Annotated in this window: 16 protein-coding genes and 3 pseudogenes; 15 read left to right on the top strand and 4 right to left on the bottom strand. The window is 70.8% G+C overall.

Annotated elements, in window-relative coordinates:
* Positions 1-92: 92 nt before the first annotated feature.
* A complete protein-coding gene (locus ACLEQD_RS10620) occupies positions 93-740 on the bottom strand; it encodes a hypothetical protein (protein WP_410383402.1) in 648 nt (215 codons plus the stop codon).
* A gap of 324 nt (positions 741-1,064) precedes the next feature.
* Between ACLEQD_RS10620 and ACLEQD_RS10615 the strand changes: the two genes are divergently transcribed.
* Complete coding sequence (locus ACLEQD_RS10615) at positions 1,065-1,628, top strand: cysteine dioxygenase (protein WP_410383401.1); 564 nt, start codon at positions 1,065-1,067, stop codon at positions 1,626-1,628.
* A 6-nt stretch (positions 1,629-1,634) separates the two neighbouring features.
* Here ACLEQD_RS10615 and sppA read toward each other — a convergent pair whose 3' ends face one another.
* Positions 1,635-3,431 (bottom strand): signal peptide peptidase SppA, encoded by a 1,797-nt coding sequence (gene sppA / locus ACLEQD_RS10610; protein WP_410383400.1) that lies wholly within the window; start codon positions 3,429-3,431, stop codon positions 1,635-1,637.
* A gap of 291 nt (positions 3,432-3,722) precedes the next feature.
* Between sppA and ACLEQD_RS10605 the strand changes: the two genes are divergently transcribed.
* The gene (locus tag ACLEQD_RS10605) at positions 3,723-4,709 is read left to right on the top strand and encodes an aldo/keto reductase (RefSeq protein WP_410383399.1); all 987 of its coding nucleotides are present in this window, start codon (positions 3,723-3,725) and stop codon (positions 4,707-4,709) included.
* Between the two features lie 21 nt (positions 4,710-4,730).
* Here ACLEQD_RS10605 and ACLEQD_RS10600 read toward each other — a convergent pair whose 3' ends face one another.
* Entirely contained in the window at positions 4,731-5,120 is a 390-nt protein-coding gene (locus tag ACLEQD_RS10600) for a hypothetical protein (RefSeq protein WP_410383398.1), read from the bottom strand.
* A 231-nt stretch (positions 5,121-5,351) separates the two neighbouring features.
* On the opposite strand from ACLEQD_RS10600, the gene ACLEQD_RS10595 reads away from it, so the two are divergent.
* From ACLEQD_RS10595 to ACLEQD_RS10565, 7 genes and pseudogenes are all read left to right on the top strand, one after another.
* The gene (locus ACLEQD_RS10595; RefSeq protein WP_410383397.1) at positions 5,352-8,168 is read left to right on the top strand and encodes a M16 family metallopeptidase; all 2,817 of its coding nucleotides are present in this window, start codon (positions 5,352-5,354) and stop codon (positions 8,166-8,168) included.
* A gap of 42 nt (positions 8,169-8,210) precedes the next feature.
* Positions 8,211-8,672, top strand: a complete 462-nt coding sequence (locus tag ACLEQD_RS10590) for a macro domain-containing protein (RefSeq protein ID WP_410383396.1) — start codon at positions 8,211-8,213, stop codon at positions 8,670-8,672.
* Positions 8,673-8,708: 36 nt separating this feature from the next.
* A complete protein-coding gene (locus ACLEQD_RS10585) occupies positions 8,709-9,386 on the top strand; it encodes a glutathione S-transferase family protein (protein ID WP_410383395.1) in 678 nt (225 codons plus the stop codon).
* A gap of 132 nt (positions 9,387-9,518) precedes the next feature.
* Positions 9,519-10,076: a hypothetical protein gene (locus tag ACLEQD_RS10580; RefSeq protein ID WP_410383394.1), complete on the top strand. Its 558-nt coding sequence runs from the start codon at positions 9,519-9,521 to the stop codon at positions 10,074-10,076.
* Positions 10,077-10,553: 477 nt separating this feature from the next.
* Positions 10,554-12,395 (top strand): tRNA uridine-5-carboxymethylaminomethyl(34) synthesis enzyme MnmG, encoded by a 1,842-nt coding sequence (mnmG, locus tag ACLEQD_RS10575; protein ID WP_410383393.1) that lies wholly within the window; start codon positions 10,554-10,556, stop codon positions 12,393-12,395.
* A 76-nt stretch (positions 12,396-12,471) separates the two neighbouring features.
* Positions 12,472-13,124: pseudogene (gene rsmG, locus ACLEQD_RS10570) on the top strand (16S rRNA (guanine(527)-N(7))-methyltransferase RsmG).
* 367 nt (positions 13,125-13,491) lie between these two features.
* Positions 13,492-14,354: pseudogene (locus ACLEQD_RS10565) on the top strand (hypothetical protein).
* Here the strand turns inward: ACLEQD_RS10565 and ACLEQD_RS10560 are convergent.
* Positions 14,344-15,297, bottom strand: coding sequence for an oxidoreductase (locus ACLEQD_RS10560; RefSeq protein WP_410383392.1), 954 nt, complete (start codon positions 15,295-15,297; stop codon positions 14,344-14,346). The pseudogene ACLEQD_RS10565 and the gene ACLEQD_RS10560 overlap by 11 nt on opposite strands.
* 100 nt (positions 15,298-15,397) lie before the next feature.
* Between ACLEQD_RS10560 and ACLEQD_RS10555 the strand changes: the two genes are divergently transcribed.
* From ACLEQD_RS10555 to ACLEQD_RS10530, 6 genes and pseudogenes are all read left to right on the top strand, one after another.
* A complete protein-coding gene (locus tag ACLEQD_RS10555; protein ID WP_410383391.1) occupies positions 15,398-15,790 on the top strand; it encodes a VOC family protein in 393 nt (130 codons plus the stop codon).
* 3,896 nt (positions 15,791-19,686) lie between these two features.
* Entirely contained in the window at positions 19,687-20,478 is a 792-nt protein-coding gene (locus ACLEQD_RS10550) for an AAA family ATPase (RefSeq protein WP_171422258.1), read from the top strand.
* Between the two features lie 70 nt (positions 20,479-20,548).
* Positions 20,549-21,454, top strand: a complete 906-nt coding sequence (locus ACLEQD_RS10545; RefSeq protein ID WP_410383390.1) for a ParB/RepB/Spo0J family partition protein — start codon at positions 20,549-20,551, stop codon at positions 21,452-21,454.
* Positions 21,455-21,457: 3 nt separating this feature from the next.
* The gene (gene bacM / locus ACLEQD_RS10540) at positions 21,458-21,904 is read left to right on the top strand and encodes a bactofilin BacM (protein WP_410383389.1); all 447 of its coding nucleotides are present in this window, start codon (positions 21,458-21,460) and stop codon (positions 21,902-21,904) included.
* Between the two features lie 2 nt (positions 21,905-21,906).
* Positions 21,907-22,476 carry a hypothetical protein gene (locus ACLEQD_RS10535; RefSeq protein ID WP_410383388.1) on the top strand — a complete coding sequence of 190 codons (570 nt, stop codon included), beginning with the start codon at positions 21,907-21,909 and terminating at the stop codon, positions 22,474-22,476.
* A gap of 56 nt (positions 22,477-22,532) precedes the next feature.
* A pseudogene (locus ACLEQD_RS10530) lies at positions 22,533-22,981 on the top strand (CoA-binding protein).
* The last annotated feature ends 412 nt before the right edge of the window (positions 22,982-23,393 follow it).

Here is a 23,393-nt window from a genome sequence, read left to right as displayed (position 1 = left end):
CTTCACCGTGAAGCCCGCCCCGCCCAGCACCCGCACCAGCCCGTCCGCCGCGTCCGCGCCCCAGCCGTACACCAGCACCTGCTCGCGCACCGTCACGCGCGCTCCGGCGCCGGCGTCCACGCGGGCTCCAGCGGCGCCAGCATGGGCAGGCCCGCGTCCCTCACGGGCTCGCGCATGGGCTCAGGAGCAGGCATCTCCGTCAGCTCCGCCAGGGACTGCCCCACCACCAGGGGCAGCGATTCGTCCCACTCCGGCAGGGAGAAGCCCTCCATGCCGGGACGGCGCCGCGGCGTCGCGGCTCGCCCCGGTACAGCCGCCCGATGGCCCGCCCCAGCGCGAGCTCGTCGTGCCAGCAGCGGCACCACCCGCGCCTTGCCGGACACGCTCTTCACCACGTCCAGCGTGGCCAGGCTCGCCGGCGCGGCCAGGGCCACCACCAGCACCTCCCGCAGCCCCTGCCCTTCCAGCCGCAGCGGCACCACCCGGTGCGCCTCCGCCAGCTTGCACGGAATCAGCCTCGCGAGCGACGCGTCCAGCGGCTGGGCGTCCAGGTCCACCGCCTCCACGCCGGACTGGGCCGCCAGGGCGGACAGCACCGCCTCCGCGGTGCAGAAGCGCTGGTCCACCACCACCTGCCCCAGCGCCACGCCCCACTTGCGCTGGTACGCCAGCGCCGACTGCAACTGCAACGCATCCACCACACCCCGCGCGAGCAGGATGTCCCCCAGACGCTTCTTCATCGCACGCTCTCCTCCGGCCCCCCTTCGTGCTTCGGCCGGGACGACCTGCCCACCACTCCCTCCCCTCTACGGCAGGAGGGTGTAAATTTACAGCTAAACCGGAGGAGGTGGAGCGCGGTCGGTACGGGTTGCCTGCTCGGACCCAGAAGGCGCCGTGCGGCCACTTCTTCCTGAGGTTTCTTCGTTCTTCAACGAACCCCGCCCCAATCCTTGAAGGGGGGACGACAAAGCGGACGTTCACCGGAAGACCCGAGGGTGGCCGGGTGTCGCAGACGTCCCTAGCCTGTACGCATGGGTGACGCGTGCCTGAGAGAGTTCGTGCGGATGCTCCGCGCGCGCCGTGCTGCTCCCGGGGGGCTCGCGGGGGTGGACGCGGAGATGGCGGGGCTCCAGCTGGAGCCGTCCAGCCTCAAGCCCTACCTGCACTTCGTGCCGGGCCGCTACACGCGCAACCTCATCCACCGCGACGAGGGAATGGAGCTCATCGTCAACTGCTGGTCTCCGGGGGCGGTCTCGCCCGTCCACGACCATGACGGCCAGGAGTGCTGGTTCAGCGTCCAGCGCGGCCAGTTCCTCCTGGAGAACTACCCGCTGCTGGAGGGTGGGACGGAGCCCGGCCTGGCGCGGCTGGGGGCCGCGGCGCGGGTGGGCCCGGTGGGCGCCGGGCACGTGGACTTCCGAGACCCGGGCGCCTCCATCCACCGCGTGAGCCTGGCCGGCAACGCCCCGGGCATCACGCTGCACGTCTACGCCGGCCCGGTGGCCCGCTGCCTCGTGTTCGACCCTCGCCGCCACCGCTGCGCGGCGCACTCGCTGCGCTACCACAGCATCTTCGGGCGGCCGGTGCGGCCCGACGAGGGCCGCGTCTCCGTCCCCCTGCACGTCTGACGCGGGCTACCAGCGCACGTCCGGCACGGGCGCGTACAGCATGCGCCCCTCCGCGCCCTGCCCCGTGAGGCCCAGCTTCGCGCCCACGCGGTACACGGCCCGCACCTGCTCCAGCACCTGGGACGACATGACGGCCTGGCTCCCGGCGGCCTCGTCGTCGCTGTTGTCCGCCTCGTGCTTGCCCAGCAGCTCCGACAGCACCTGCCCGGTGGGCCGGGGGCGCGGGAAGACGACGATGCGGACCGGCGCGTCCTTCTCCAGCTTCGCGGCCTCCTTCGCCAGCTCCAGCGCCTTCGGGTAGCCGCCGAGCGCGTCCACCAGCCCGCGCTCCAGCGCGTCCTCGCCCGTCCATACGCGCCCCCTGGCCACGGACTGGAGCTGCTCCAGCGGCATGTTCCGGGCCTGGGCGGCGCGGCTGGTGAAGTCCAGGTAGATGGTGTCCAGCTCGGACTCCAGCTGCGCGCGCTGCTCGGGGGTGAACTCCTGGTCGGAGCTGGCGAAGGTGGCGTTCTTCCCGAAGGCGATGGTGTCGAAGTTCACGCCCAGCTTCGCCCACAGCTCCGACGTGACGAACTTGCCGTTGTACACGCCGATGCTCCCCGTCAGCGTGCCCGGTTGCGCGACGATTTTGTCCCCGGCCATGGCCACGAAGTAGCCGCCGCTGGCCGCGTACGTGCCCATGGAGACGATGACGGGCTTGCCCGCCTCGCGCGCGCGCTGCACCTCGCGGCGGATGGTGTCGCTGGCGGAGTAGCTGCCGCCCGGGCTGTCCACGCGGAAGAGGATGGCCTTCACGGACGGGTCCTCCACCGCCTTGCGGAAGGCGGCCGCCACCGTGTCGCCGCCCATCACCTGGCCGCCGGAGAGCGGGTTGGACTGGCTCTTGCCGCGCAGCACCTCCCCCACGCCGTAGATGAGCGCGATGGTGGGGCCCGTCTGGTTCGGCCGGCCCGCGCGCTCCAGGTACTTGTCCACGTAGAGCAGCTGCGCGCCCTCACCGGCCTGCTGCTTGAGCTCGTCGTGGATCTCATCGCGGTAGCGCAGCCCGTCCACCAGCTTCGCGTCCACGGCCGCCTGGCCCATGAAGGGCGCGCGGTCGATGAGGGCGCGCACCTCGTCCTCGGACAGCTTGCGGCCCTCCGCCACGCCCTTCACCACCTGGCGGAAGAGGCTCTGGCCATACGCCTCCGTGGCCTCGCGCTGGTGGGGGCCGTAGGACGTGTCGGTGAAGGTGTTGACGGCGTTCTTGTACTCGGCGCGCTTGCCGAACTCCGGCTTCACGCCGAACTTCGCGAAGGCGTCGCGAGCGAAGGGCGTCTCCATCACCAGGCCGGTGAGCCCCACGTCGCCGGAGGGCTGGATGTAGACGGCGTCGAAGGCGCTGGCCAGGTAGTAGGCGCCGGTGCCGTTGCCCGCCTCGCCGAAGCCGTCCGCGTACGCCACCGCCCGCTTGCCTGACGCGCGGAAGGCCTTCACCGCGTCCCGCAGCTCCTGCACCTGCGCGGCGCTGCCCGGCTGCCCGATGCGCACCACCAGCGACTTCACCCGGGGGTCCGTGCGGGCCTTCTCCAGCCCCTCCACCACGTCCCGCAGCGACGTGGGCTCCTCGCCGAAGGCGCCCGCCAGGGACGTGTCCAGCGTGTACTCCGGCAGCGGCTGCTGCAGGTCCAGCTCCAGCACCAGGTTGGACGGCACGCCGGGCTTGCTCGACGCCGCGAGCATCAACAGCCCCACCACACCCACCACGAAGAGGATGGACAGCGCCCCGATGAAGGCCAGCGCGCCAATGAAGAAGCGTTTCATCCGGAAGGACTCCTGATGTCGACGTGCCCGAGGGACGGGCCCCGACCTTCAAACGGCCTACCATCAACGCGCGCGCCCGACGACGCTTGCGTGCGGTGCGGTGGCGGGCGGCGGACGGGGAGCCAGGGCCCGCCTGTCCTGGTGGCCGGGGGGCGGGCCGGCGCCCGGGCCAGCGCGAGCGCCGCCGCGGTGCACACCGTCCCTCCAGGAACCAGGGGCATCCGAGCGTGGACCCACGGGCGGCAGGCGGGCGCCCGCGCGCTTCTTCTTTTCGGCCCCGGGAGGCATGGGATGCGGAAGCGACGGTTGGGCAACTCCGACATGGACCTCACCGCCCTGGGGTTCGGCGCGTGGGCCATTGGCGGGGGCGGCTGGGCGTTCGCCTGGGGCGCGCAGGACGACGCGCGGTCCATTGAAGCCATCCAGCGCGCGCTGGACTCGGGCATCAACTGGATAGACACGGCGGCGGTGTATGGGTTGGGGCACTCCGAGGAGGTGGTCGCGAAGGCGCTGGAGGGCCGGAGCACGCGGCCGTATGTCTTCACCAAGTGCGGCATGGTCTGGGATGAGCACGGCAAGGTCCGCCGCGGGCTCAGGGCGGACTCGGTGCGCAAGGAGTGCGAGGCGTCCCTGCGCCGGCTGAAGGTGGATGCCATTGATTTGTATCAGGTGCACTGGCCGGTGGAGGCCGGGGCGGAGCTTGAAGAGGGGTGGACGGCGCTGGCGGAGCTGCAACGGCAGGGCAAGGTGCGCTGGCTGGGCGTGTCCAACTTCGATGTCTCGCAGCTGGAGCGGGTGCGACGCATTGCCCCGGTGACGTCGTTGCAGCCGCCGTATTCGCTCATCCACCGGGACATCGAGGACGACCTGCTGCCCTACTGCCAGACGCAGCGAATCGGGGTGATTGTGTCTTCACCCATGGCGTCCGGACTGCTGACCGGGGCGATGACCCGCGAGCGCATCCAGGCGATGCCGGACGACGACTGGCGCCGCCGCAGCGCGGACTTCCAGGAGCCGAAGCTGTCGCATCACCTGATGCTGGTGGAGCGCCTGCGCGAGGTGGGCGCGCGGCACGGGCGTTCCCCGGCGGAGGTGGCGCTCGCCTGGACGCTGCGGGAGCCGGCCGTCACCGCCGCCATCGTCGGGGCGCGCAGTGGGGTGCAGGTGGATGGGTTCATCCAGGCGGTGGACTTCCGGCTCACGTCCGAGGAGGTCCGCGAGGTGGAGGAGGCGCTGGGGTCCGGCTCCGCGATGGCGTCCGGGGGCATCTACACCTGAGCCGGGCGGCGCATGGAGGGCTCAGCTCTCCCCTGGGTCGTCCATGCGCTCTTCCAGGACGTCGATGCGCTTACGGTCGGAAGCCTGGGCATCCGCGAGGTGGTTCAGGGCGCGGCTCATCTGGCTGAAGATCTTCGTCTGGTTGAGTTTGACCCCGTCGACCTCTTTCGCAAGCGTCGAAAGGTGCGTGACGAACTCCCCCATGTTGTCACGGAACGCATCCATTTCCTGTGAGAGGACGCGGAGTTGATGCGCCATGACCTGGCTCCTCTTGAAGAGGACCCGGCACTTCATGTCGACCACCTGCAAGGCCTTCTGCGTCCGCGAGTACTGCTCCTTCGATTCTTCCTGTAATTCGCGGAGCTCCGAGAGCATCTGCAGCATCAGGTCCCCGCCCATCGCCTTCGCCATTCCGTTCCCTCCCTGGTGATGCGCGAGTCTCCTACCAACCCATCCTGACATCGGATCCGCGCCAGGATAGCTGACAACCCGTGAGGTTGGAAGCGCGGGACAGGACCTGGGACGGTCCACCCTCCCCTCCTCCGTGGACGCCTGCCCGGAGGGCACGGGATGTTTCGGGATGGTAGGGCCCGGTGGCGCGGTTAGAAGCCCCGTGCCCATTCCTTCGCACCCGAGGACCGCATGACGCGTCGTACCCCGCTCGCCCTGCTGGCCGTCCTGCTCGTGGCGGCCCCGCCTGTGTGGGCCGCTCCGGCTCCCCTCCCGAAGCCCGCTGCCTCCCCGGCCGCGCGCGCGCCCTCGAAGCCTGCCTCCCTGTCCCCCGTCGCGAGCGTGGAGGGCATCACCGAATACCGCCTGCCCAATGGCCTGCGCGTCCTGCTCTTCCCGGACCCCACCAAGGCCACCGTCACCGTCAACGTCACCTACCTCGTGGGCAGCAAGCACGAAGGCTACGGCGAGACGGGCATGGCGCACCTGCTCGAACACCTGATGTTCAAGGGCACGCCCACCACCCCCAACGTGCCCCAGGCCCTCACCGAACGCGGCGCGCGCCCCAACGGCACCACCTGGCTGGACCGCACGAACTACTACGAGACCCTGCCCGCGTCGGACGACAACCTGTCCTGGGCCCTCGCCTTCGAGGCGGACCGCATGGTCCACAGCTTCATCGCGCGCAAGGACCTGGACAGCGAGATGACCGTCGTGCGCAACGAGTTCGAGTCCGGCGAGAACGACCCGCGCGGCATCCTCTTCAAGCGCACCATGAGCGCCGCGTACCTCTGGCACAACTACGGCAAGGCCACCATCGGCGCCAAGGCGGACCTGGAGCACGTGCCCATCGACCGGCTCCAGGCCTTCTACCGGCGCTACTACCGCCCCGACAACGCGACGCTCGTCATCGCCGGACGCTTCCAGCCGGAGAAGGCCCTGGCGCTCGTGCAGTCCACCTTCGGCAAGCTCCAGAAGCCCGCGGAGCCCGTGCCCCTCACGTACACCCAGGAGCCCACCCAGGACGGCGAGCGCGAGGTGACGCTGCGCCGCGTGGGCGACAACCAGCTGCTCTCCAGCGTCTACCACGTGCCCGAAGGCGCCCACCCGGACTTCGCCGCCATCGACGTGCTCACCCAGGTGCTGGGCGACGTGCCGTCGGGCCGCCTCTACAAGGCGCTCGTGGAGACGAAGAAGGCGTCGCGCGCGGGCGCGTTCAACTTCCAGCTGCGCGACCCGGGCGTCATCGGCTTCAGCGCGGAGGCCCGGCAGGACCAACCCCTGGGCCCCGTGCGCGAAGGCCTGCTCAAGACCGTGGAGGAGTCCGCCAAGACGCCCTTCACCGACGAGGAGGTGAACCGCGCGAAGACGAACCTCGCGAAGCAGACGGAGCTCCTGCTCAACAACTCCGAGCGCGCCGCCATCCTCCTGTCCGAGTGGGCCGCCGTGGGCGACTGGCGCCTGCTCTTCCTGCACCGCGACCGCATCGAGGCCGTCACGCCCGCGGACGTCACCCGCGTGGCCGCCGCGTACCTCAAGGCCTCCAACCGCACCCTGGGCAGCTTCCTGCCCACGCCCAAGCCGGACCGCTCGGAGCTGCCGCCCCCGGTGGACGTGGCGAAGATGGTGGACGGCTACCAGGGCAAGGCGCTCGTCGCGCAGGGCGAGGCCTTCGACCCCTCCCCCGCCAACATCGAGTCGCGCGTGCAGCGCGGTGAGCTGGCCTCCGGCGTGAAGTACGCGCTCTTGCCCAAGAAGACGCGCGGCGAGATGGTCAACCTCACGCTGGACCTGCACTGGGGCACCGCGGAGGCCGTGAACGGCAAGCTGCCCGCCGCCTCCTACGCCGGCGGCATGCTGATGCGCGGCACGAAGAAGCACACCCGCCAGCAGTTGCAGGACGCGTTCGACAAGCTCAAGGCCCGCGTGGGCGTGGACGGCGGCGCGACGGGCGCCAGCGTCGGCATCGAGTGCCCGCGCGCGAGCCTCCCGGAGGTCCTCAAGCTGGTGGCGGAGGTGCTGCGCGAGCCCGCCTTCGACGCGAAGGAGTTCGCGCTCCTCAAGCAGGAGCGGCTGGCCTCGCTGGAGTCGCAGCGCAGCGAACCGCAGGCCCAGGGCAGCATCGCGTTCTGGCGCGTGCTGAACGCGCACTATCCCAAGGGCCACCCGCTCTACGTGCCCACCCTGGACGAGCGCCTGGCCGACGCGAAGGCCGTCACGCTGGAGCAGGCGCGCGACTTCCACCGCCAGTTCTACGGCGCCTCGCGCGGGGAGCTCGCGGTGGTGGGGGACTTCGACGTGAAGGAGCTCACCTCGCTCGCGGGCACCCTGCTCGACGGCTGGAAGAGCCCAGCCCCCTACGCGCGTGTGGCCCGGACGTACCAGCCCGTGGCCCCGAAGTCCGTGGTGCTGGAGACGCCGGACAAGGCCAACGCGTACTTCCTCGCGGGACAGTTGCTCCAGATTCGCGACGACGACGCGGACTGGCCCGGCATGATGATGGGCAACTTCCTCCTGGGCGGCGGCTTCCTCAACTCGCGGCTGGCCACGCGCGTGCGCCAGCAGGACGGCCTGTCCTATGGCGTGGGCAGCAGCCTGTCCGCCGAGGAGCTGGACACCGTGGGCTGGTTCGTCACCTACGCCATCTACGCGCCGCAGAATGCCCGGAAGCTGGAGGCCGCCATGCGCGAGGAGATCACCCGCGCCGTGCAGAAGGGCTTCACGCCGCAGGAGCTGGACAAGGCGCGCGCGGGCCTCCTGGAGTACCGCCAGTCCGCTCGCGCGCAGGACGGAAACCTGGCGCGGCAGCTGTCCAACGGCCTGTACTACGGGCGCACGCTCGCGTTCGACGCGGCCGTGGAGGCGAAGCTCCAGAAGCTGACCGCCGAGGACGTGCGCAAGGCCCTGTCCAAGCACCTGGACTTCAGCAAGGCCACCCTCGTGCGCGCGGGTGACTTCGCGGGCGCGTCCAAGCAGCAGGCTCCGGCCAAGGCGAGCGCGGCGCCGTAGGCACCATGTCTGTCATTGGGCGGGCGCGGTAGAGTCCGCGCCATGCCCGTGCAACTGGTGGAAGGCGACCTGCTGGACCAGCCGGTGGACGCCATCGTCAACGCGTGGAACCGGAACATCATCCCCTGGTGGCTGCTGTTGCCCCAGGGGGTGTCCGGGGCCATCAAGCGCCGGGGCGGCACGGCCCCGTTCCGTGAGCTGGCTCGGGTGGGGCCCATGCCCCTGGGCTCGGCGGTGGTGACCGGGCCGGGGCGCCTTCCCTTCAAAGGCATCATCCACGTCGCCGGCATCAACATGCTCTGGCGCGCGTCCGCGCGGTCCATCCAGGACTCGGTGCGAAACGCGCTGGCGCGGGCCGGGGAGCAGGCTTTTCGCTCCGTGGCGTTCCCCCTCATCGGCGCGGGCTCCGGGAGCTTCAACGAGGACCGCGCGCTGGAGCTGATGCGCGAGGCCCTGGGGGACGCCCCCGCTTTCGACGTGCGCGTGGTGCGCTTCCGCCGTTAGACGGAGCGCACCTCTTCACGCGGAAGCGAGGGTGACATGATCGACCTGTATACGTGGGGCACGCCGAACGGCTTCAAGGTGTCCGTGGCGCTGGAGGAGCTGGGGCTGCCGTACACCGTGCACGCGCTGGACATCTCCACCGGCGTGCAGAAAGAGCCCGCGTTCCTGGCCATCAACCCCAACGGCCGCATCCCCGCCATCGTGGACCGCGCGGAGGGGGACTTCGCCGTCTTCGAGTCCGGCGCCATCCTCATCTATCTGGCGGAGAAGACGGGCCGGCTGATGCCCACGGACGCGAAGGGCCGCTCGCGCGTCATGCAGTGGCTGATGTTCCAGATGGCCGGCGTGGGCCCCATGCAGGGGCAGGCCAACGTCTTCTTCCGCTACTTCCCGGAGAAGCTCCAGCCCGCCATCGACCGGTACCAGAACGAGACGCGCCGCCTCTACACGGTGCTGGAGGGCCGGCTGAAGGACCACGAGTACCTGGCCGGGGACTACAGCATCGCGGACATCGCGAACTGGGCGTGGGTGCGCTCGCACGACTGGGCCGGCGTGTCCCTGGACGGCCTGCCCGGGGTGCAGCGGTGGCTGGCCGCCATCGAGAACCGTCCCGCCGCGCAGCGCGGACTGGACGTGCCCACGCCGCGCAAGCAGGAGGACGCACGGACCGCCGCGCAGCGCATCGAGGGGGCTCGCGCCCTCATCCAGCGCTGAAGCGCCCTCCCCTCTCCCCTGCCCTGTCGCACGGACCCGGACATCCAGCCCGGGCGTGCGCATGATGGGGTCGTTCGAGGCTCCCGGGCCGGCCGGTGTGGCCCCCTTCCGGGAGCACGGGGAGTGGATGCCATGGAAGTGGTGCGGAGCCTGGGCCGGTGGGCCGGACTGTGTCTGGCATTGGGACTGTGGGGCGCGTGCACGCCGAGCAGTGGCGGCGCCGTGCGCGCGTCGCGGGACAACGTGGCGCCGGACGGCTGCGCGCCGGCCACGTGCTCGCAGGCGATGGTGGCCTGTGGCCGGACGCCGGATGGATGCGGCGGCTTCATCGACTGCGGCGACTGTCAGGCCGGCACGTGCAGGGAGGGCCGCTGCGTGGCGCCGCCCGTGCCCGTCGAGCCGAAGAAGGAGCCTGATGGCCCCATCAGCACCTGCACCCCCGGGTGCAAACCCAACGAGTCCTGCGTGGACGACCGCTGCGTCTGTCAGCGCGCGACGTGCTCCTCGCTGGGGCTGAGGTGCGGCACCGCGGACGACGGCTGCGGCGGCGTGGTCCAGTGCGGCGCGTGCGTCCCCGCGTGCCGGCCGGACGAGCTGGAGTGCTGCGGCGCGTGCATCCCGAAGTCCGAGGGGCGCTGCCCGGACAACGTGCACTGCCCCAGCCAGTCGAACCCCCTCCCCACCCGCTGACGCCGCGCGGTTCCGGGCCCTCGGTGAAGGGCCCGGAATCCGGAATGTCAGACCCCCCCGCTATACCTTCCCCCGTCGCGCACACGGGCGGTCCGCCGGCCTCGCTGGTTCGAGTCCGAAAACCCCATGCGCCCTCACCGCCTGGGCAGGCGTTGGCCCCCGTGTGTGCGACGCCATGTGAAGGCACGAGGGACGGGGGACTCGTGCTGGCAGGTCCCATGGATGCCATCGCCGTCGAGGGCCAGAGACGCCACCGGTGTGTCCGGCGCGCCCTTGACGGATCCACGATGACCGGTGCGCGCGAGGCGGGCGGCGTAGTTACCCCTCCCACCGTCCGCCTCGCGTGCTCCCGAACTTGTCGGGCATGTCTGTGATTGGGCCCAGGGCCCGGGCAGGTGGGGAGCCAGCCGGGTGGACGGTGTCTCCATGCCCCGGCTTGCCACGGACGCGGCCGGGCGTGATACCCCCCGGGACGCGATGGAACTCCGATACGACATCGTCGTGGTGGGGCTGGGCCACGCGGGCTGCGAGGCGGCGCTCGCGTGCGCGCGCATGGGCCTGTCCACCCTGGGCGTGACGCTCAAGCGCGAGCGCGCCGCCGTGATGAGCTGCAACCCCGCCGTGGGCGGCACCGCCAAGGGTCACCTGGTGCGGGAGCTGGACGCGCTCGGGGGCCAGATGGGGCGCGCGGCGGACCTCGCGGGCACGCACGTCAAGACGCTCAATCCCTCCAAGGGCCCCGCCGTGCAGGCCACGCGCGTCCTCTGCGACCGCGACGCCTACGCCGCCGGCATGCAGGCCGTCCTCTTCACCCAGCCGAACCTCACCGTGCGCGAGGGCGAAGTGGCCGCCGTCGTCGCGGAGGAGGGGAGGGTGAAGGGGGTCGTGCTGGGGGACGGCACGCAGGTGGTGGCCCGCGCGGTGCTCCTCACCACCGGCACCTTCCTGCGCGCGCTCATGCACGTGGGCGAGCAGAAGGAGGTCGGCGGCCGGCTGGGGGACGAAGCCGCGCGCGGCCTGTCGGAGTCGCTGCACGCGCTGGGCTTCACGCTGGGCCGCTTCAAGACGGGCACGCCCGCGCGCCTGTCCCGGGACAGCATCGACTGGGACGCCGTCACGCCGCAGCCGGGGGACACCGGGGTGCGGCCGTTCTCCTGGCGCACGCGGATGGAAGAGGGCCTGCCGTTCCCGCGTCAGCCCGCCGTGATGTGCGGCCTCACCGCGACGACGGACGCGACGCACCGGCTCCTGCGCGACAACCTGCACCGCTCGCCGCTGTTCCAGGGGGACATCGTGGGGCGGGGGCCCCGGTACTGCCCGTCGCTGGAGGACAAGGTGGTGCGCTTCGCCGCGCGCGAACGGCACCAGGTGTTCCTCGAACCGGAGGGGCCCACGTCGCCGCTCGTGTACCCGGCGGGCCTGTCCACCAGCATGCCCGCGGACGTGCAGTTGGATTTCCTGCGCACCATCCCCGGCCTGTCCCGCGTGGAGGTGGTCCGCTACGGCTACGCGGTGGAGTACGACTACGCGCCGCCCACGCAGCTGCACCCCACGCTGGAGACGAAGGCCGTCGCGGGCCTGTACTTCGCGGGCCAGCTCAACGGCACCTCCGGCTACGAGGAGGCCGCCTTCCAGGGGCTGTGGGCCGGCATCCAGGCGGCGCTCGCGGTGAAGGGCGAACCGGCGCTCGCCGTGGGCCGCGACGAGGCGCACGGCGCGGTGCTCGTGGATGACCTGGTGACGAAGGGCGTGGACGAACCGTTCCGCATGTTCACCAGCCGCTCCGAGCACCGGCTCCGCTTGCGCGAGGGCAACGCGGACCTGCGGCTCGCGCGTCACGGGCATCGCGTGGGGCTCTTGCCGAAGGAGGCCCTGGAGCGCGCCGAAGCGCGGGCCCACGCGGTGACGGCGGAGGTGGCGCGGCTCAAGCGCACCGGACTGGCCCTGCGGCTCAAGCGCCCGGAGGTGACGTACGCGCAGCTGGCGCAGGAGCGCGAGGACTTCCCGGCGCTCACCTCCGATGTCTCGGAGGAGGTGGAGGTGGAGGTGAAGTACGAGGGCTATATCGCCCAGGCCGCCCGGGCCGCGGCGCGCGAGGCGGAGGCGACCGACCGCTGGCGCATCCCGGACGCGTTCCGCTTCACGGACGTGCGCGGCCTGGGGACGGAGGCGGTGGAGAAGCTGTCCGCGCACCGGCCCGGGACGGTGGGGCAGGCGCGGCGGATTCCGGGCCTGACGCCGGCCGCGGTGTCGCTGCTCCTGGTCGCGCTCAAGCGCGGGCAGGGGCCGTCAAGTGATCAGGAACAGGGCTGTGGATAACGTGTGGACAATTCTGGGGATGAATTTCTCCTGAGTGATTCCAAGGACTTGAAGGGCCCTTCGGGGTGGAGGTGTTGTGGATAACGCGCGGTTCGCAGATCAGCTGGCAGCCGGATGCAGTGCGTTGGGCGTGACGGTGGGGCCGGACGTGGGCCCCAGCTCCAGCGGCTGATGGCGGAGCTCCTGAAGTGGAACGCGAAGGTGAACCTCACGGCCATCACCGCGCCGGAGGAGGTGCTGGAGAAGCACTTCCTGGACTCGCTGGCGGTGCTGCCGGAGGTGACGGGCGCGACGTCGCTGCTGGATTTGGGCGCGGGCGCGGGCTTCCCGGGGCTGCCGCTCCGGCTGGCGCTTCCGGGCCTGGGCGTGACGCTGGTGGACACGGTGGGCAAGAAGATCGCGTTCATCAAGGCCGCCGCCGCCAGCCTGGGGCTCACCGGCGTGCGCGGGCTGCACGCTCGGGCGGAAGGGAAGCCGGAGACGGAGGGGATCCCGCGCGCGCAGGTGCTCATCGCGCGCGCGTTCATGGACCTGCCGGACTGGCTGGGGCTGGCGCCCGCGTACGTGGAGGAGGGCGGGCGCGTGGTGGCGATGCTGGGCAAGGCGCAGACGGACGCGGAGCTCCAGGCGCGCGCGGCGGAGCGGAACCTGCGCGTGGTGTCCGCTCGGGCGTACCGGCTCCCGTTCTCCGGCGCCGAGCGTCAGGTCGCGGTGTTCACGAAGGGGTAGGGGAGGGGGCTCGAGCCTCCATCCCGTTTCGAGGGGGCGGGGTCCAGCGCGAGCCCGCTTCCGAGAATGCCGAGCCTGCTTCAGCGCCCGGTGACGAGCCTGGAACGGTGACGCGGATCCGCGTCACGGCGTGATCCGAAGAGACCACCCTGCCTGGCCGCCCCGGCAGCGGCGCACCCCACGAACTGGTCCGACAGTCGGACCAGTTGGGGCGGCGCCGGGCAGGAGGGGGACCGCGTCGCGTGCGAGGTCCGGGACGCATGGGGCCCGTGCCCCGGCTGGGGTGATGGCCTGACGTGGCGCCGCGTGACGGACTCCTCCCGCGGCCCCGGGCGCGCAGCGCTCGCGCGCTTCCTTCGCAGCCGCCGTGAGCGCGTGCGGCCGGAGGACGTGGGGCTTCCCTCCGGTTCGCGACGGCACTGGCCCGCCTCGCCGACGTGGGCGTCCGTGGGTACACGTGGCTGGAGCAGGGGAGGGACCTCCACGTCTCGGGCCGCTGCTGGAGCGCCTGGTGGTCGCGCTCCGGCTCACGCCGACGGAGCGCCTGCACCTCTTCGAACTGGCGCATGGCCGGCCCGCGCCCAGGGCCGTGAGCGCACCGGATTCAGTCAGCGGCGCGCTTCAACGGCTCCTCGACGCGCATCCCTTTCCGGCGCGGGTCTCCACGCGGCGCTGGGACCTCATCGCGTGGAACGCGGCGGCGACGGTCCTCTACCCGGACCTGGAACGGCCCGCTCCGGAGGGGGCACCTCCCTCTGGGAGCTGTTCATGAATCCGGACCGTCGCGCGAGCATGCCGACGTGGGCGCAGGCGGTGCGCCGGGCCGTGGCGGGGTTCCGGCTGGACGCCGCGAGAGCCGCGGACCGCTCCGGGTTCGACGCGCTGGTGGAGAAGCTCCAGGCCGCGAGCCCGGAGTTCGCGCGCCCCTGGAGCGAGCACGACGTGGTGGAGACCCCCTCCATGTTGAAGGTGATTGAACGTCACGCTCACGTACTCGGAGCCGGACGGGCGGGAGCTGCGCGTGTCCTTCCATTCGCCGCGTCCCGGGCCCCACCTGGAGCGCGCGCGGAAGCTGTTTCCGCGGCCGTGAGTCACCCGGTCATGCCCGGGGGTGGCGCCGGATCCGCGGGGCGGCGTTCGACAGGGGTTCGAACACCGCCGCGTTCAAGACGGAGCGGGGACGTGGTGGCGAAGCCCTGGTTCCATCGCGCGCCGCGCGTCACGGGTTGAAGCGAACGCCGGTCCACGCCTCGCTCGCGGTCCACAGCCGGTCGGCCCGCTTCGGATCCACGGCGAAGTCCTTCACCCCGCGCCGGACGGTGGCGTCGGGGGGCGCCATCACGGCGATGTCGACGTTCTCGCAATAGACGCCACCCTTGCCCTCGAGCTGGGGACTGGTCGCGCACCAGACGGTGGTCGCGGCGCCCTGCTCGGGGGTCTTCAGCGGTTCGATCTTGTGGGAGTTCTCGATGGAGGCGCGGACCTCTTCCTCGGGCATGGACCGGACCAGCTCCGTCAGGATGCCGCCGGGGTGCACGGCGAACGCGCGCACGCGGTGGGCCTCGCCGCGCGCATCGAGCCCGACGGCGAAGAGGATGTTCGCGGTCTTCGACTGCCCGTAGGCGACCCACGGGTCGTAGGGGCGCTGCTGGAAGAAGGGGTCCTCGAAGTCGACGCCGGAGAAGAAGTGGCCGCGCGACGACAGGCACACCACGCGCGCGCCGTTCGCCTGCTTCAGCGCGGGCCAGAGCCGGGCGGTGAGCTGGAAGTGGCCCAGGTGGTTGGTGGCGAACTGGGATTCGAACCCGCGCGCGTCGCGGCGGAGCGGTCCGGCCATGACGCCCGCGTTGTTGATGAGCAGGTGCAGGGACCGGCCGGACGCGAGGAAGCGCGAGGCGAACGCATCAACGGAAGCCGGGTCGATGAGGTCGAGCTGCTCCAGCTCCACGCGCTCCCATCCGGCGAGCGCGGCGCGGGCCTTGTCGGGAGTCCGGGCGGGGACGATGACGGTGGCACCGGCGGCCTGGAGCGCGCGGGTGGTCTCCAGGCCGATGCCCGCGTAGCCGCCGGTCACGATGGCGACCGTGCCATCCAGCCGGGTGTTGCCCAGCACCTCGCGAGCGGTGGTGGTCGCGCCGAAGCCGGAGTTCAGGGGCTGCTGTTTCGTGAGCATGGACCCATGGTGCAGGCCCGAGCACCGCGCGAAAAGAGCGTCCACTCATCTGATGTGTGGCACCACTCGGATGCGGTTTTTCGGAAGGGGAGGGCAGCGCATGGACACGGTGAAGCTGCGGGTCGCGAGGCCGACCACGGACCTGGACGCGGTGGTGCGCTTCTACCGGGACGGGCTGGGCTTCGAGGTGCTCGGAGGGTTCGAGGACCACGCCGGGTTCGACGGCGTGATGCTCGGGCATCCGGGTGCGCCGTATCACCTGGAGTTCACGGTGGAGCGCGGACACGCAGCGCCGCGTTCCCCGTCCGAGGACCACCTCCTGGTGTTCTACGTGCCGGACCCGGAAGCGTGGTCCGCGAGGGTCCACCGCATGGAGGCCGCCGGCTTCGCGCCGGTGCCGTCGCGCAATCCGTACTGGGACGCGAACGGAAGGACCTTCGAGGATCCGGACGGCTACCGCGTCGTGCTTCAGCGAGCCGCCTGGTCACGCTGAGGCAGGTCCGCGGCGGCGCGTGTTCCACGTGGAACGTCCACGGCAGGGTTCGCGCAACGCGAGCCTGTCGGTGGACGGAGTTCCGAGGTCCGCGAGTCGGTGCTCACGAGGCCCCACGTTCCACGTGGAACGGTGCTCGGCGCGGCCACTGGATGAAGTGAAGCGCAGGGGTTGGGATCCAAGCTCGGGGCAGGAGCATGAGCGGGACGCGCCATGTTCCACGTGGAACGGTTCCCCGGCGCGGCCTCTGGATGAAGCGAAGCGCTGGAGGTGGGGCAGGGGACACGCCTCGCCGTGAACCGCACTGCCGACGCCGGATGCGTGAAGCAGAGGCCGCGGCGATAGATCCACGCGTCCCCTTCGTTGTGCGGAACCTCCGGCTTCGTCCCGTGATGAAGCCCCACGTTGATGGGGCACGTGGATGGCTGGCCATGTTCCACGTGGAACACGCGGCGCCGGAAGGTCCGGTCGGTGGAGCCCAGCGCTGATTCACCGGGAGCTTGAAGGTGCCTTCCCTGGTGGAGGCTGAGAGCCGGTGCGCGAAGGAGGAGGCTCGCACCGTTGTTCCGGCGTGGTCCGGTGGTTGGAACCTCCTTCCTGTGCATGGGCATGACGGTGCGTTTCACGCCGCACCTCCGAACCCACGCACGAGCGTGAAGTCCGCGGGCCGGATCCGATGACGGGAAGCAGGTGCTGAAGGACAGGCCTCCATGGAGAGCAAGGGCCGCCCGGCCGAACCGTGTTCCACGTGGAACACGGCCGGCCTCCGGTCCGCACGGAGCCCCTGGTCGAAGAACCCGCGAGCAAGTGCAGCGGCACTCAGCTGTTCGACGTGGTGGTGGAGGTGCCCGGCTTGAAGCGCTTGATGAAGCGCAGGGCAGGGGACCTGGCGCGCATCCGGTCCCGCATGTTCCACGTGGAACACGCCGCAAGGAGGGGCTCCGCTGGTCGCTCGGACTCCGGCCTTCAGCGTGAGGGCTGGCATGCTGGATGCGTTCCCTGGAGGTGGCCGGGGGACTTCGTGGAGGGTCGCGCAGCAGGCATTCACCGCACCCGTGCGGGGACTCGCGTGCAGCGGATCCGCGTGCTGTTCGTCGCGTGGGTTGTTGCGTGCGGATGCGAAGCGAAGATGGGTGGAAGGAAGCGCCAGGTCGGCTGCTCCTTCCCCAACCGTCATGTGGAGCTGCTGTGTCGCGGATGCGGCTCCGGCACCTGTTCCACGTGGAACGTCCCGGCTTCGATGCGCGGCGGATGACGAGCACAGCCGCTTCAAGCACTGACCGTTCCGCGCAACGAGGTCATGTGGATGCGTGGCTCTGCTCCGCTTGAAGCCTCATGTCTGGCGCAGCACCGCGGACACCCGCAGCGCCGGAGAATGGAGACCGCTCCCCGGTTCGGGGTGCTTGAAGAAGCCCGCGTGTTCCATGGGATCCGCCTGCCCTGGCCGCGGTGTCTTCAGCGGGCATGGCGCTGAGAAACCGCATGCGTGTTCCACGTGGAACCTCCACTTGAGGGCCGGCTCGCGGATGAGGCCGTTCCCACGAAGTGCGGACCGTTCTTTTGAAGCGCTGTGCGGCAACGACTTGAGCGCGTTCCATGGGGCACGTCCCGCACCGGATCCGTGGCTTGAGTCGGCATCGTCCACGCGAACTGCCTCAAGGCTGTCGCGGCGAACGGACGCGATGACGTGAGCGTGTTCCACGTGGAACGCCCTGCTGTGTCTCCACTGCTTCGTGCTGGATGGACCCACGCCAACTCACGAGCCGTTGTCGCAGCGGGTGCTGGCGATGGCGTTGGCGTGCTCCACGTGGAACGTCCTGTCGGCGCTCGCGCCGGTGTTGGTCGGGGCCACGCCGGTTGAAGGACCGTCGTCGCGTGCGTGCTCGTAAAGGCGTCGGCGTGTTCCACGTGGAACGCCCTGTCGTGTCCTCCTCACGGGGGTTGGGCGCGGCCATGTGCGGCCGAAGCACCGTCGTCGCGCGAGTGCTCGTGAAGGCGTCGGCGTGTTCCACGTGGAACGTCCTGTCGTCTTCTCCGCACGGGGTCGGGCGCGGCCATGTGCGGCCGAAGCACCGTCGTCGCGCGAGTGCTCGTGATGGCATGAACGGGCCACGCCAGATGACGGGCCGTCGCCTCATCGTGCGCCCATCCTGCGTGAGCGTGTTCCACGTGGAACGCCCGGCCTGGATGGAGCGCCTTCGATTTCTCCAGTCCGTGAAGCGAACCAGAGCCGCCGACGGACCCTTCATGTGGAACGCCCGCCTTCAGTAGGAGGGCTTCGGACCTCCTGTGCGCGTCACCGTGCTCGCGTGGGGATGAAGGGTGCGGCGACGCGTCTTCAGAAGGTCGCTTTGGCTGGCGTGGTTCGTGGCAGGCGCCGGGTCGTGCTTCGCGGCGTGGTGGGCACCACGACATGGCGCGCGTTCCACGTGGAACGCCTGGCCGGCCCGTGGCGGGAACTCCCGCGCCGTTACGACCCGCTACTTCCGTGAGGCGCTGACCTGAACGCGGTCGCGGTCACGTGTGATGCGCACGGACCCGCATCTCGTGATGCGGTCTTCATGAATCGCGGCTCCGCGAACCGAAGCCGACAGCCTCAGGCCGATGACTTCGGTCGCCCTCTCCGCCGTTCCATGGGGATGCCCGGCAGCTCCATCCACTCCGTTCCGCGCGCGGAGCAGGCCGGTGCATCCGCAGTCCGGACGAACGCGGAGCCGTGACGATGGGGGACGCGCCAGGCGCGGGGGTTCCTGCATCCGGTGGGACTCAAGAACCGCCAGCCCCTCAATGGAGCCGGCATGACGTGGTCGATGGCGCATGTCCTCACCGATGCGTGTTCCACGTGGAACCACGGGCGTGGCCATCGCCCAGGCGGATCCTCCAACGATGGGCCGACATGACGCCGCGGCGGTCCCGGCCATCGCGGCATCGCGCACGCCGACGTCGGCGCCGCGAAAACACGGAGCAGGGGAGGCGCATCCGGAGGACGCGAAGTGAGGAGGCGCATCCGAAGGGCGCGGAGTGGGGGATCGCATCCGAAGGACGCGGAGTGGGGGAGCGCATCCGGCGGACGTGGAGTGGGGATGCTCATCCGAAAGGCGCGGAGTGGGGGAGGCGCATCCGGAGGGCGCGTCGAACCGGAAGCCAGCCGGTGCTCGCCGCGCACCGCGCGAAGTTCATGCGCGCTCATGCGGCTCCGTCCTTGGTGGTCTCAGGAATGCCGTCACGGAACCCTGCGCGGTGGCGGAGCCACTCCTCATGAAACGCTGACGTTGAAGGTCAGGCCCATGAAACGCGGACGTGGAGCGCGCGGTCGTCGGCTGTTCGGAACGACTCCGCTCCAACGCCGACGCGGGCACCGGGACCGGCGGCGCGGCTTCCACACCATCGGCCCCGAATCTCGAACCGGACCTGGCGTCGGGGCTTCCACACCCCCGGCCTCGATTCTCGAACCGGCCGCGCATCCAGAACCCGCGCCCCGCCTCCGCGCCGCCCCGGTCCACGCGAACTCCGCCGGCCTCATGGACCCGCGAGGCCCGCCCGTTCCACGTGAAACGGCGGACCCGCGAAACCCTCCGCAGCCCGACCCCGAAGTCCGCACCGCGCGACCCCCCCGAAAAAACGAACCACCCGTCGCCGGGCCGAAAACCCCCGTTAGAAGCAGCCGAGCAGGCACGCCCCGACCCCCTCCTCCGCGCCCATTCCCACCCCCTCGCGGCCACCCACAGGCCCCCGAGCGAGGGGCCGGGCAGCGGGAGGGGCCCGCTCGCGGATGGGAAATTGATCCGTCCTCGAACCCCGTGCTAGCTGCCTGATCAGGCCCCGATTCGCGCGCACGTCCGCGCGAACCGCGGGCGGGGCTCTGGCGTCAGCCGGGGCGAGAGAGGATGGGCCACGTGGGTCGTATCATCTGCATCTCCAACCAGAAGGGCGGGGTGGGCAAGACCACCACCGCCATCAACCTCGCCGCGAGCCTCGCGTCCGCGGAGCGCCGCACCCTGCTGGTGGACATGGACCCCCAGGGCAACGCGGGCAGCGGCCTGGGCCTCAAGCGCGACTCCCTCAACGGCACCGTCTACGACGCGCTCCTCGGCGGCCGTCCCGCCTCCGAGCTCATCCACCCCACCGAGCTGCGCTTCCTCCAGGTCATCCCCGCCACGCCCGACCTCACCGGCGCGGAGGTGGAGCTGGTCAACCAGGAGCGCCGCGAGTTCCGCCTGCGCGAAGCCCTGCTGCCGCTCAAGGACAAGTACGACTACATCATCATCGACTGTCCGCCCTCGCTCGGCCTGCTCACGCTCAACGCGCTGGTGACCGCGGACTCCGTCCTCATCCCGCTGCAGTGCGAGTACTACGCGCTCGAGGGCCTCTCCCAGCTCACGCACACCATCGACCTGGTCAAGCAGGGGCTCAACCCCTCGCTGAAGATGGAGGGCATCCTGCTCACCATGTTCGACGCGCGGGCGAACATCGCCCACCAGGTCGTGGACGAGGTGCGCGGCTACTTCAAGGACCAGGTCTTCCAGGCCGTCGTGCCGCGCAACGTGCGCCTGTCCGAGTGCCCGTCCTTCGGCAAGCCGATCATCCTCTATGACATCAAGTCGAAGGGCTGCGAGAGCTACCTGGCGCTCGGCCGCGAGCTGATGCGCCGGGACTCGCCCAAACCGTCCAAGCGCCGGGTCGCCTGACCGCCCTCCTCTCCATCCCTCCAGGCCCATGCGCGCCGGCCCCACGCCGGCGCGGGAGTTCCCAACCGCCGTGCAGAAGAACGCAGACACCCAGAAGCGCGCCCTGGGCCGGGGCCTCTCCGCCCTCATCCCCCAGGCCGCCCCCGCCGCTCCGCCGCCCGCCGCGCCCTCGAAGGCGGGCGTGCTCAAGCTGGCCATCGAGTCCATCCACCGCGACACGCTCCAGCCCCGCCGCCACTTCGACGAGACGAAGCTCCACGAGCTCACCGAGTCCATCAAGGCGCAGGGCCTGCTCCAGCCCATCCTCGTCCGCAAGAACCCGAACAAGGGCGGCGACGGCTACCTCATCATCGCGGGCGAGCGCCGCTGGCGCGCGTCCCAGGCCGCGGGGCTCAAGGAGATCCCCGCCATCGTGCGCGAGGTCACGGAGGCGGAGTCCTTCGAGCTCGCCCTGGTGGAGAACCTCCAGCGCGCGGACCTGAACCCCATTGAAGAGGCGGACGGCTACCGGCGCCTGGTGGAGGAGTTCAAGCTCACGCAGGAGCAGGTGGCCCAGAAGGTGGGCAAGGAGCGCTCCACCGTCGCGAACGCGCTGCGCCTGCTGGCCCTGCCCCCGGACGTGAAGGCCATGGTGGCGGACGGGTCGCTCAGCATGGGCCACGCGCGCGCGCTCCTGGGCGTGCCCCGGCTGCCGGAGCTCCAGAACCTGGCGAAGCAGGTGACGGAGAAGAAGCTGTCCGTGCGCGACACGGAGCGGCTGGTGCAGCAGGGCAAGTCCGCGAAGGGCGGCAAGGACGCCGGGAAGCCGGCGCCCAAGGTGAGCCCGCAGGTGAAGGCGCTCACCGAGGAGTTGCAGCGTCGGTTGGGAACAAAGGTCCGTCTGTCGGAGAAAAGCCCGGGAAAAGGCACCCTGGAAGTGGACTTCTTCTCCTACGATGACCTGGACAGGTTGTTGAAGCTTCTGAGGAAGGAGTAGGGCGTGGCGCTCCTTGGCGGGAAGAAAGACGAAGCACCCAGCAAGCCCCTGTTCAAACGGGAGGAGGATTTCGTGTCGACGCGTCCGGGTGAGGTTCACACGCTTCTGGGCAAGGGAAGCGAGTTCGAGGGGAAGCTCACCTTCGAAGGGCAGGTTCGAATCGACGGCAAGTTCAACGGGCAGATTGTCACCAAGGACGTGCTCGTCATTGGGGACGGCGCCCGCGTGCAGGCGGAGATCCAGGCCGGCACCGTCATCATCAACGGCACCGTGGAAGGCAACGTGCGCGCCACGCAGCTCATCGAGCTGAAGCAGCCGGGCCGCGTGAAGGGCAACCTGGAGACGCCGTCGCTCTCCATGGACCGCGGCGTCATCTTCGAGGGCTCCCTCAAGATGGAGAACATCGGCAAGGGCGGCGGAAACCCGCCCGCGCCCGGAGAGAAGAAGTAGCGGTGCGCGGGCCCGCGTCCAGCGCGCGGAAGGTCCCGGGGCTCGAGCGCCTCGGGCTCGTCTCGCTCGTCTCGCTCGGCGTCCTGTGGGGCGGCTGCAAGGGCTGCTCGGAGGAGAAGCCGTCCGTCGAAGGGCTGACGGGGGACGCGGGGCTGCGCTCGGGCGTGAAGGTGCCGCTGCCGCCGGGATGGGCCGCGCAGGTGGCCACCGACGGCAGCTTCCAGGCGGGCCCGCCCGGCCGCCCGGCGCTGCGCGTGGACCTGAAGCCGGGGCAGGGTGAGGACATGCCCTCCTCGGAGACGCTGGCGGACACCGTCCGTCAGCAGATGAAGCAGTTCACGCTGTCGCTGGACCAGGAAGAGGACACCCCTTCCTTCTCCCTGCTGCGCGTGACCATGGCCCCGTCCCTGGGTGACGGCGGCCTGGGCCCGGAGGCGCCCGCGTTCTTCGGCGCCCGGCGCGTGGGGGACGACCTGTTCCTCTGCGCCAGCCTGCCCGGCGCTTCCAGCGAGGAAGTCCGCCTGGCCACCGAGGCCTGCCGTACCATCCAGGTCCAGGCCGCGCCCCGCTGAAAGTCCCTTGGGGGGGTGGGGGTTCGCGGCCTTCTTCCAGAAGGAGCGCGCAACCCATGGACGACTGGCGCAAGAACCTCATCGAAGACGCGGCGGGCATCGACGCGCTGCTCGCGCGCACGAAGCGCATCGCCGTGGTGGGCATCCGTCCGGAGGCCCAGGCGGACAAGCCCGCGCACGCCATCCCGAAGTTCCTCCAGGAGCACGGTTTCACGGTGCTGCCCGTGCCCACGCACGGCGAGCAGGGGAGCATCCTGGGCGAGCCATCTCCGCGTCGGTGAAGGACGTGCCCGGAGCGGTGGACGTGGTGCAGGTCTTCCTCCGGCCGGACGACATCGACGCGCACGTGGACGGGCTGCTGGCGAAGAAGCCGCACGCCGTGTGGTTCCAGCTGGGCATCCGCAACGACGCCGCGGCCGAGCGGCTGGCCCGCGCGGGGATCCGCGTGGTGCAGGACCACTGCCTGAAGGTGGAGTGGAAGAAGCGCCACCCGGAAGGCCGATAAGCGGCAGCGCCCGGAGCTTTCGGGAACGTCCTGCGCGGCCCGGGTGTCCCCATTACGTGAGACGGGTGATGTTTCTGGCGACTGGCACGGGGAGGGGATGGACTTCGGGACCGGCCCGGGGTGCAATTCCGTCCACGCCCCGCCAGCTGAGGTCTCCAGGACTTCCCCAAAGCCGTCCGACTTCTTAACCTTAGCCTTCCCGGCCTGTGTCGAGCGCCCGCCCGGCCCCGGCCTTCACGCTGTGCCCCCTCGTAAGGAGTCCGCGCATGACGCTCACCGAGATGCTTCCCCTCCCCCTGGCCGCCGTGGAGATCGGGCCGCTGGGTGAGCAGCTAGCAGCGGCGGGGGGGCTGGTCATCACCGCGGCGGCGGCGCTCTGGGCCGCGTGGACCCGCCCGGCGCAGCAGCCGGC

Source organism: Corallococcus sp. 4LFB (assembly GCF_046520365.1).
Classification (GTDB): Bacteria; Myxococcota; Myxococcia; order Myxococcales; family Myxococcaceae; genus Corallococcus; species Corallococcus caeni.
Note: the sequence above shows the minus strand (reverse complement) of the source record. Positions and strands in the feature narration are given on the sequence as shown.

Coding starts and splice junctions, on each gene's coding strand:
- sppA (WP_410383400.1), bottom strand. CDS start 3,431: ATGAAACGCTTCTTCATTGGCGCGCTGGCCTTCATCGGGGCGCTGTCC.
- ACLEQD_RS10615 (WP_410383401.1), top strand. CDS start 1,065: ATGCTCCGCGCGCGCCGTGCTGCTCCCGGGGGGCTCGCGGGGGTGGAC.
- ACLEQD_RS10585 (WP_410383395.1), top strand. CDS start 8,709: ATGATCGACCTGTATACGTGGGGCACGCCGAACGGCTTCAAGGTGTCC.
- ACLEQD_RS10560 (WP_410383392.1), bottom strand. CDS start 15,297: ATGCTCACGAAACAGCAGCCCCTGAACTCCGGCTTCGGCGCGACCACC.
- ACLEQD_RS10590 (WP_410383396.1), top strand. CDS start 8,211: ATGCCCGTGCAACTGGTGGAAGGCGACCTGCTGGACCAGCCGGTGGAC.
- ACLEQD_RS10605 (WP_410383399.1), top strand. CDS start 3,723: ATGCGGAAGCGACGGTTGGGCAACTCCGACATGGACCTCACCGCCCTG.
- ACLEQD_RS10555 (WP_410383391.1), top strand. CDS start 15,398: ATGGACACGGTGAAGCTGCGGGTCGCGAGGCCGACCACGGACCTGGAC.
- ACLEQD_RS10580 (WP_410383394.1), top strand. CDS start 9,519: ATGGAAGTGGTGCGGAGCCTGGGCCGGTGGGCCGGACTGTGTCTGGCA.
- ACLEQD_RS10600 (WP_410383398.1), bottom strand. CDS start 5,120: ATGGCGAAGGCGATGGGCGGGGACCTGATGCTGCAGATGCTCTCGGAG.
- ACLEQD_RS10620 (WP_410383402.1), bottom strand. CDS start 740: ATGAAGAAGCGTCTGGGGGACATCCTGCTCGCGCGGGGTGTGGTGGAT.
- ACLEQD_RS10595 (WP_410383397.1), top strand. CDS start 5,352: ATGACGCGTCGTACCCCGCTCGCCCTGCTGGCCGTCCTGCTCGTGGCG.
- mnmG (WP_410383393.1), top strand. CDS start 10,554: ATGGAACTCCGATACGACATCGTCGTGGTGGGGCTGGGCCACGCGGGC.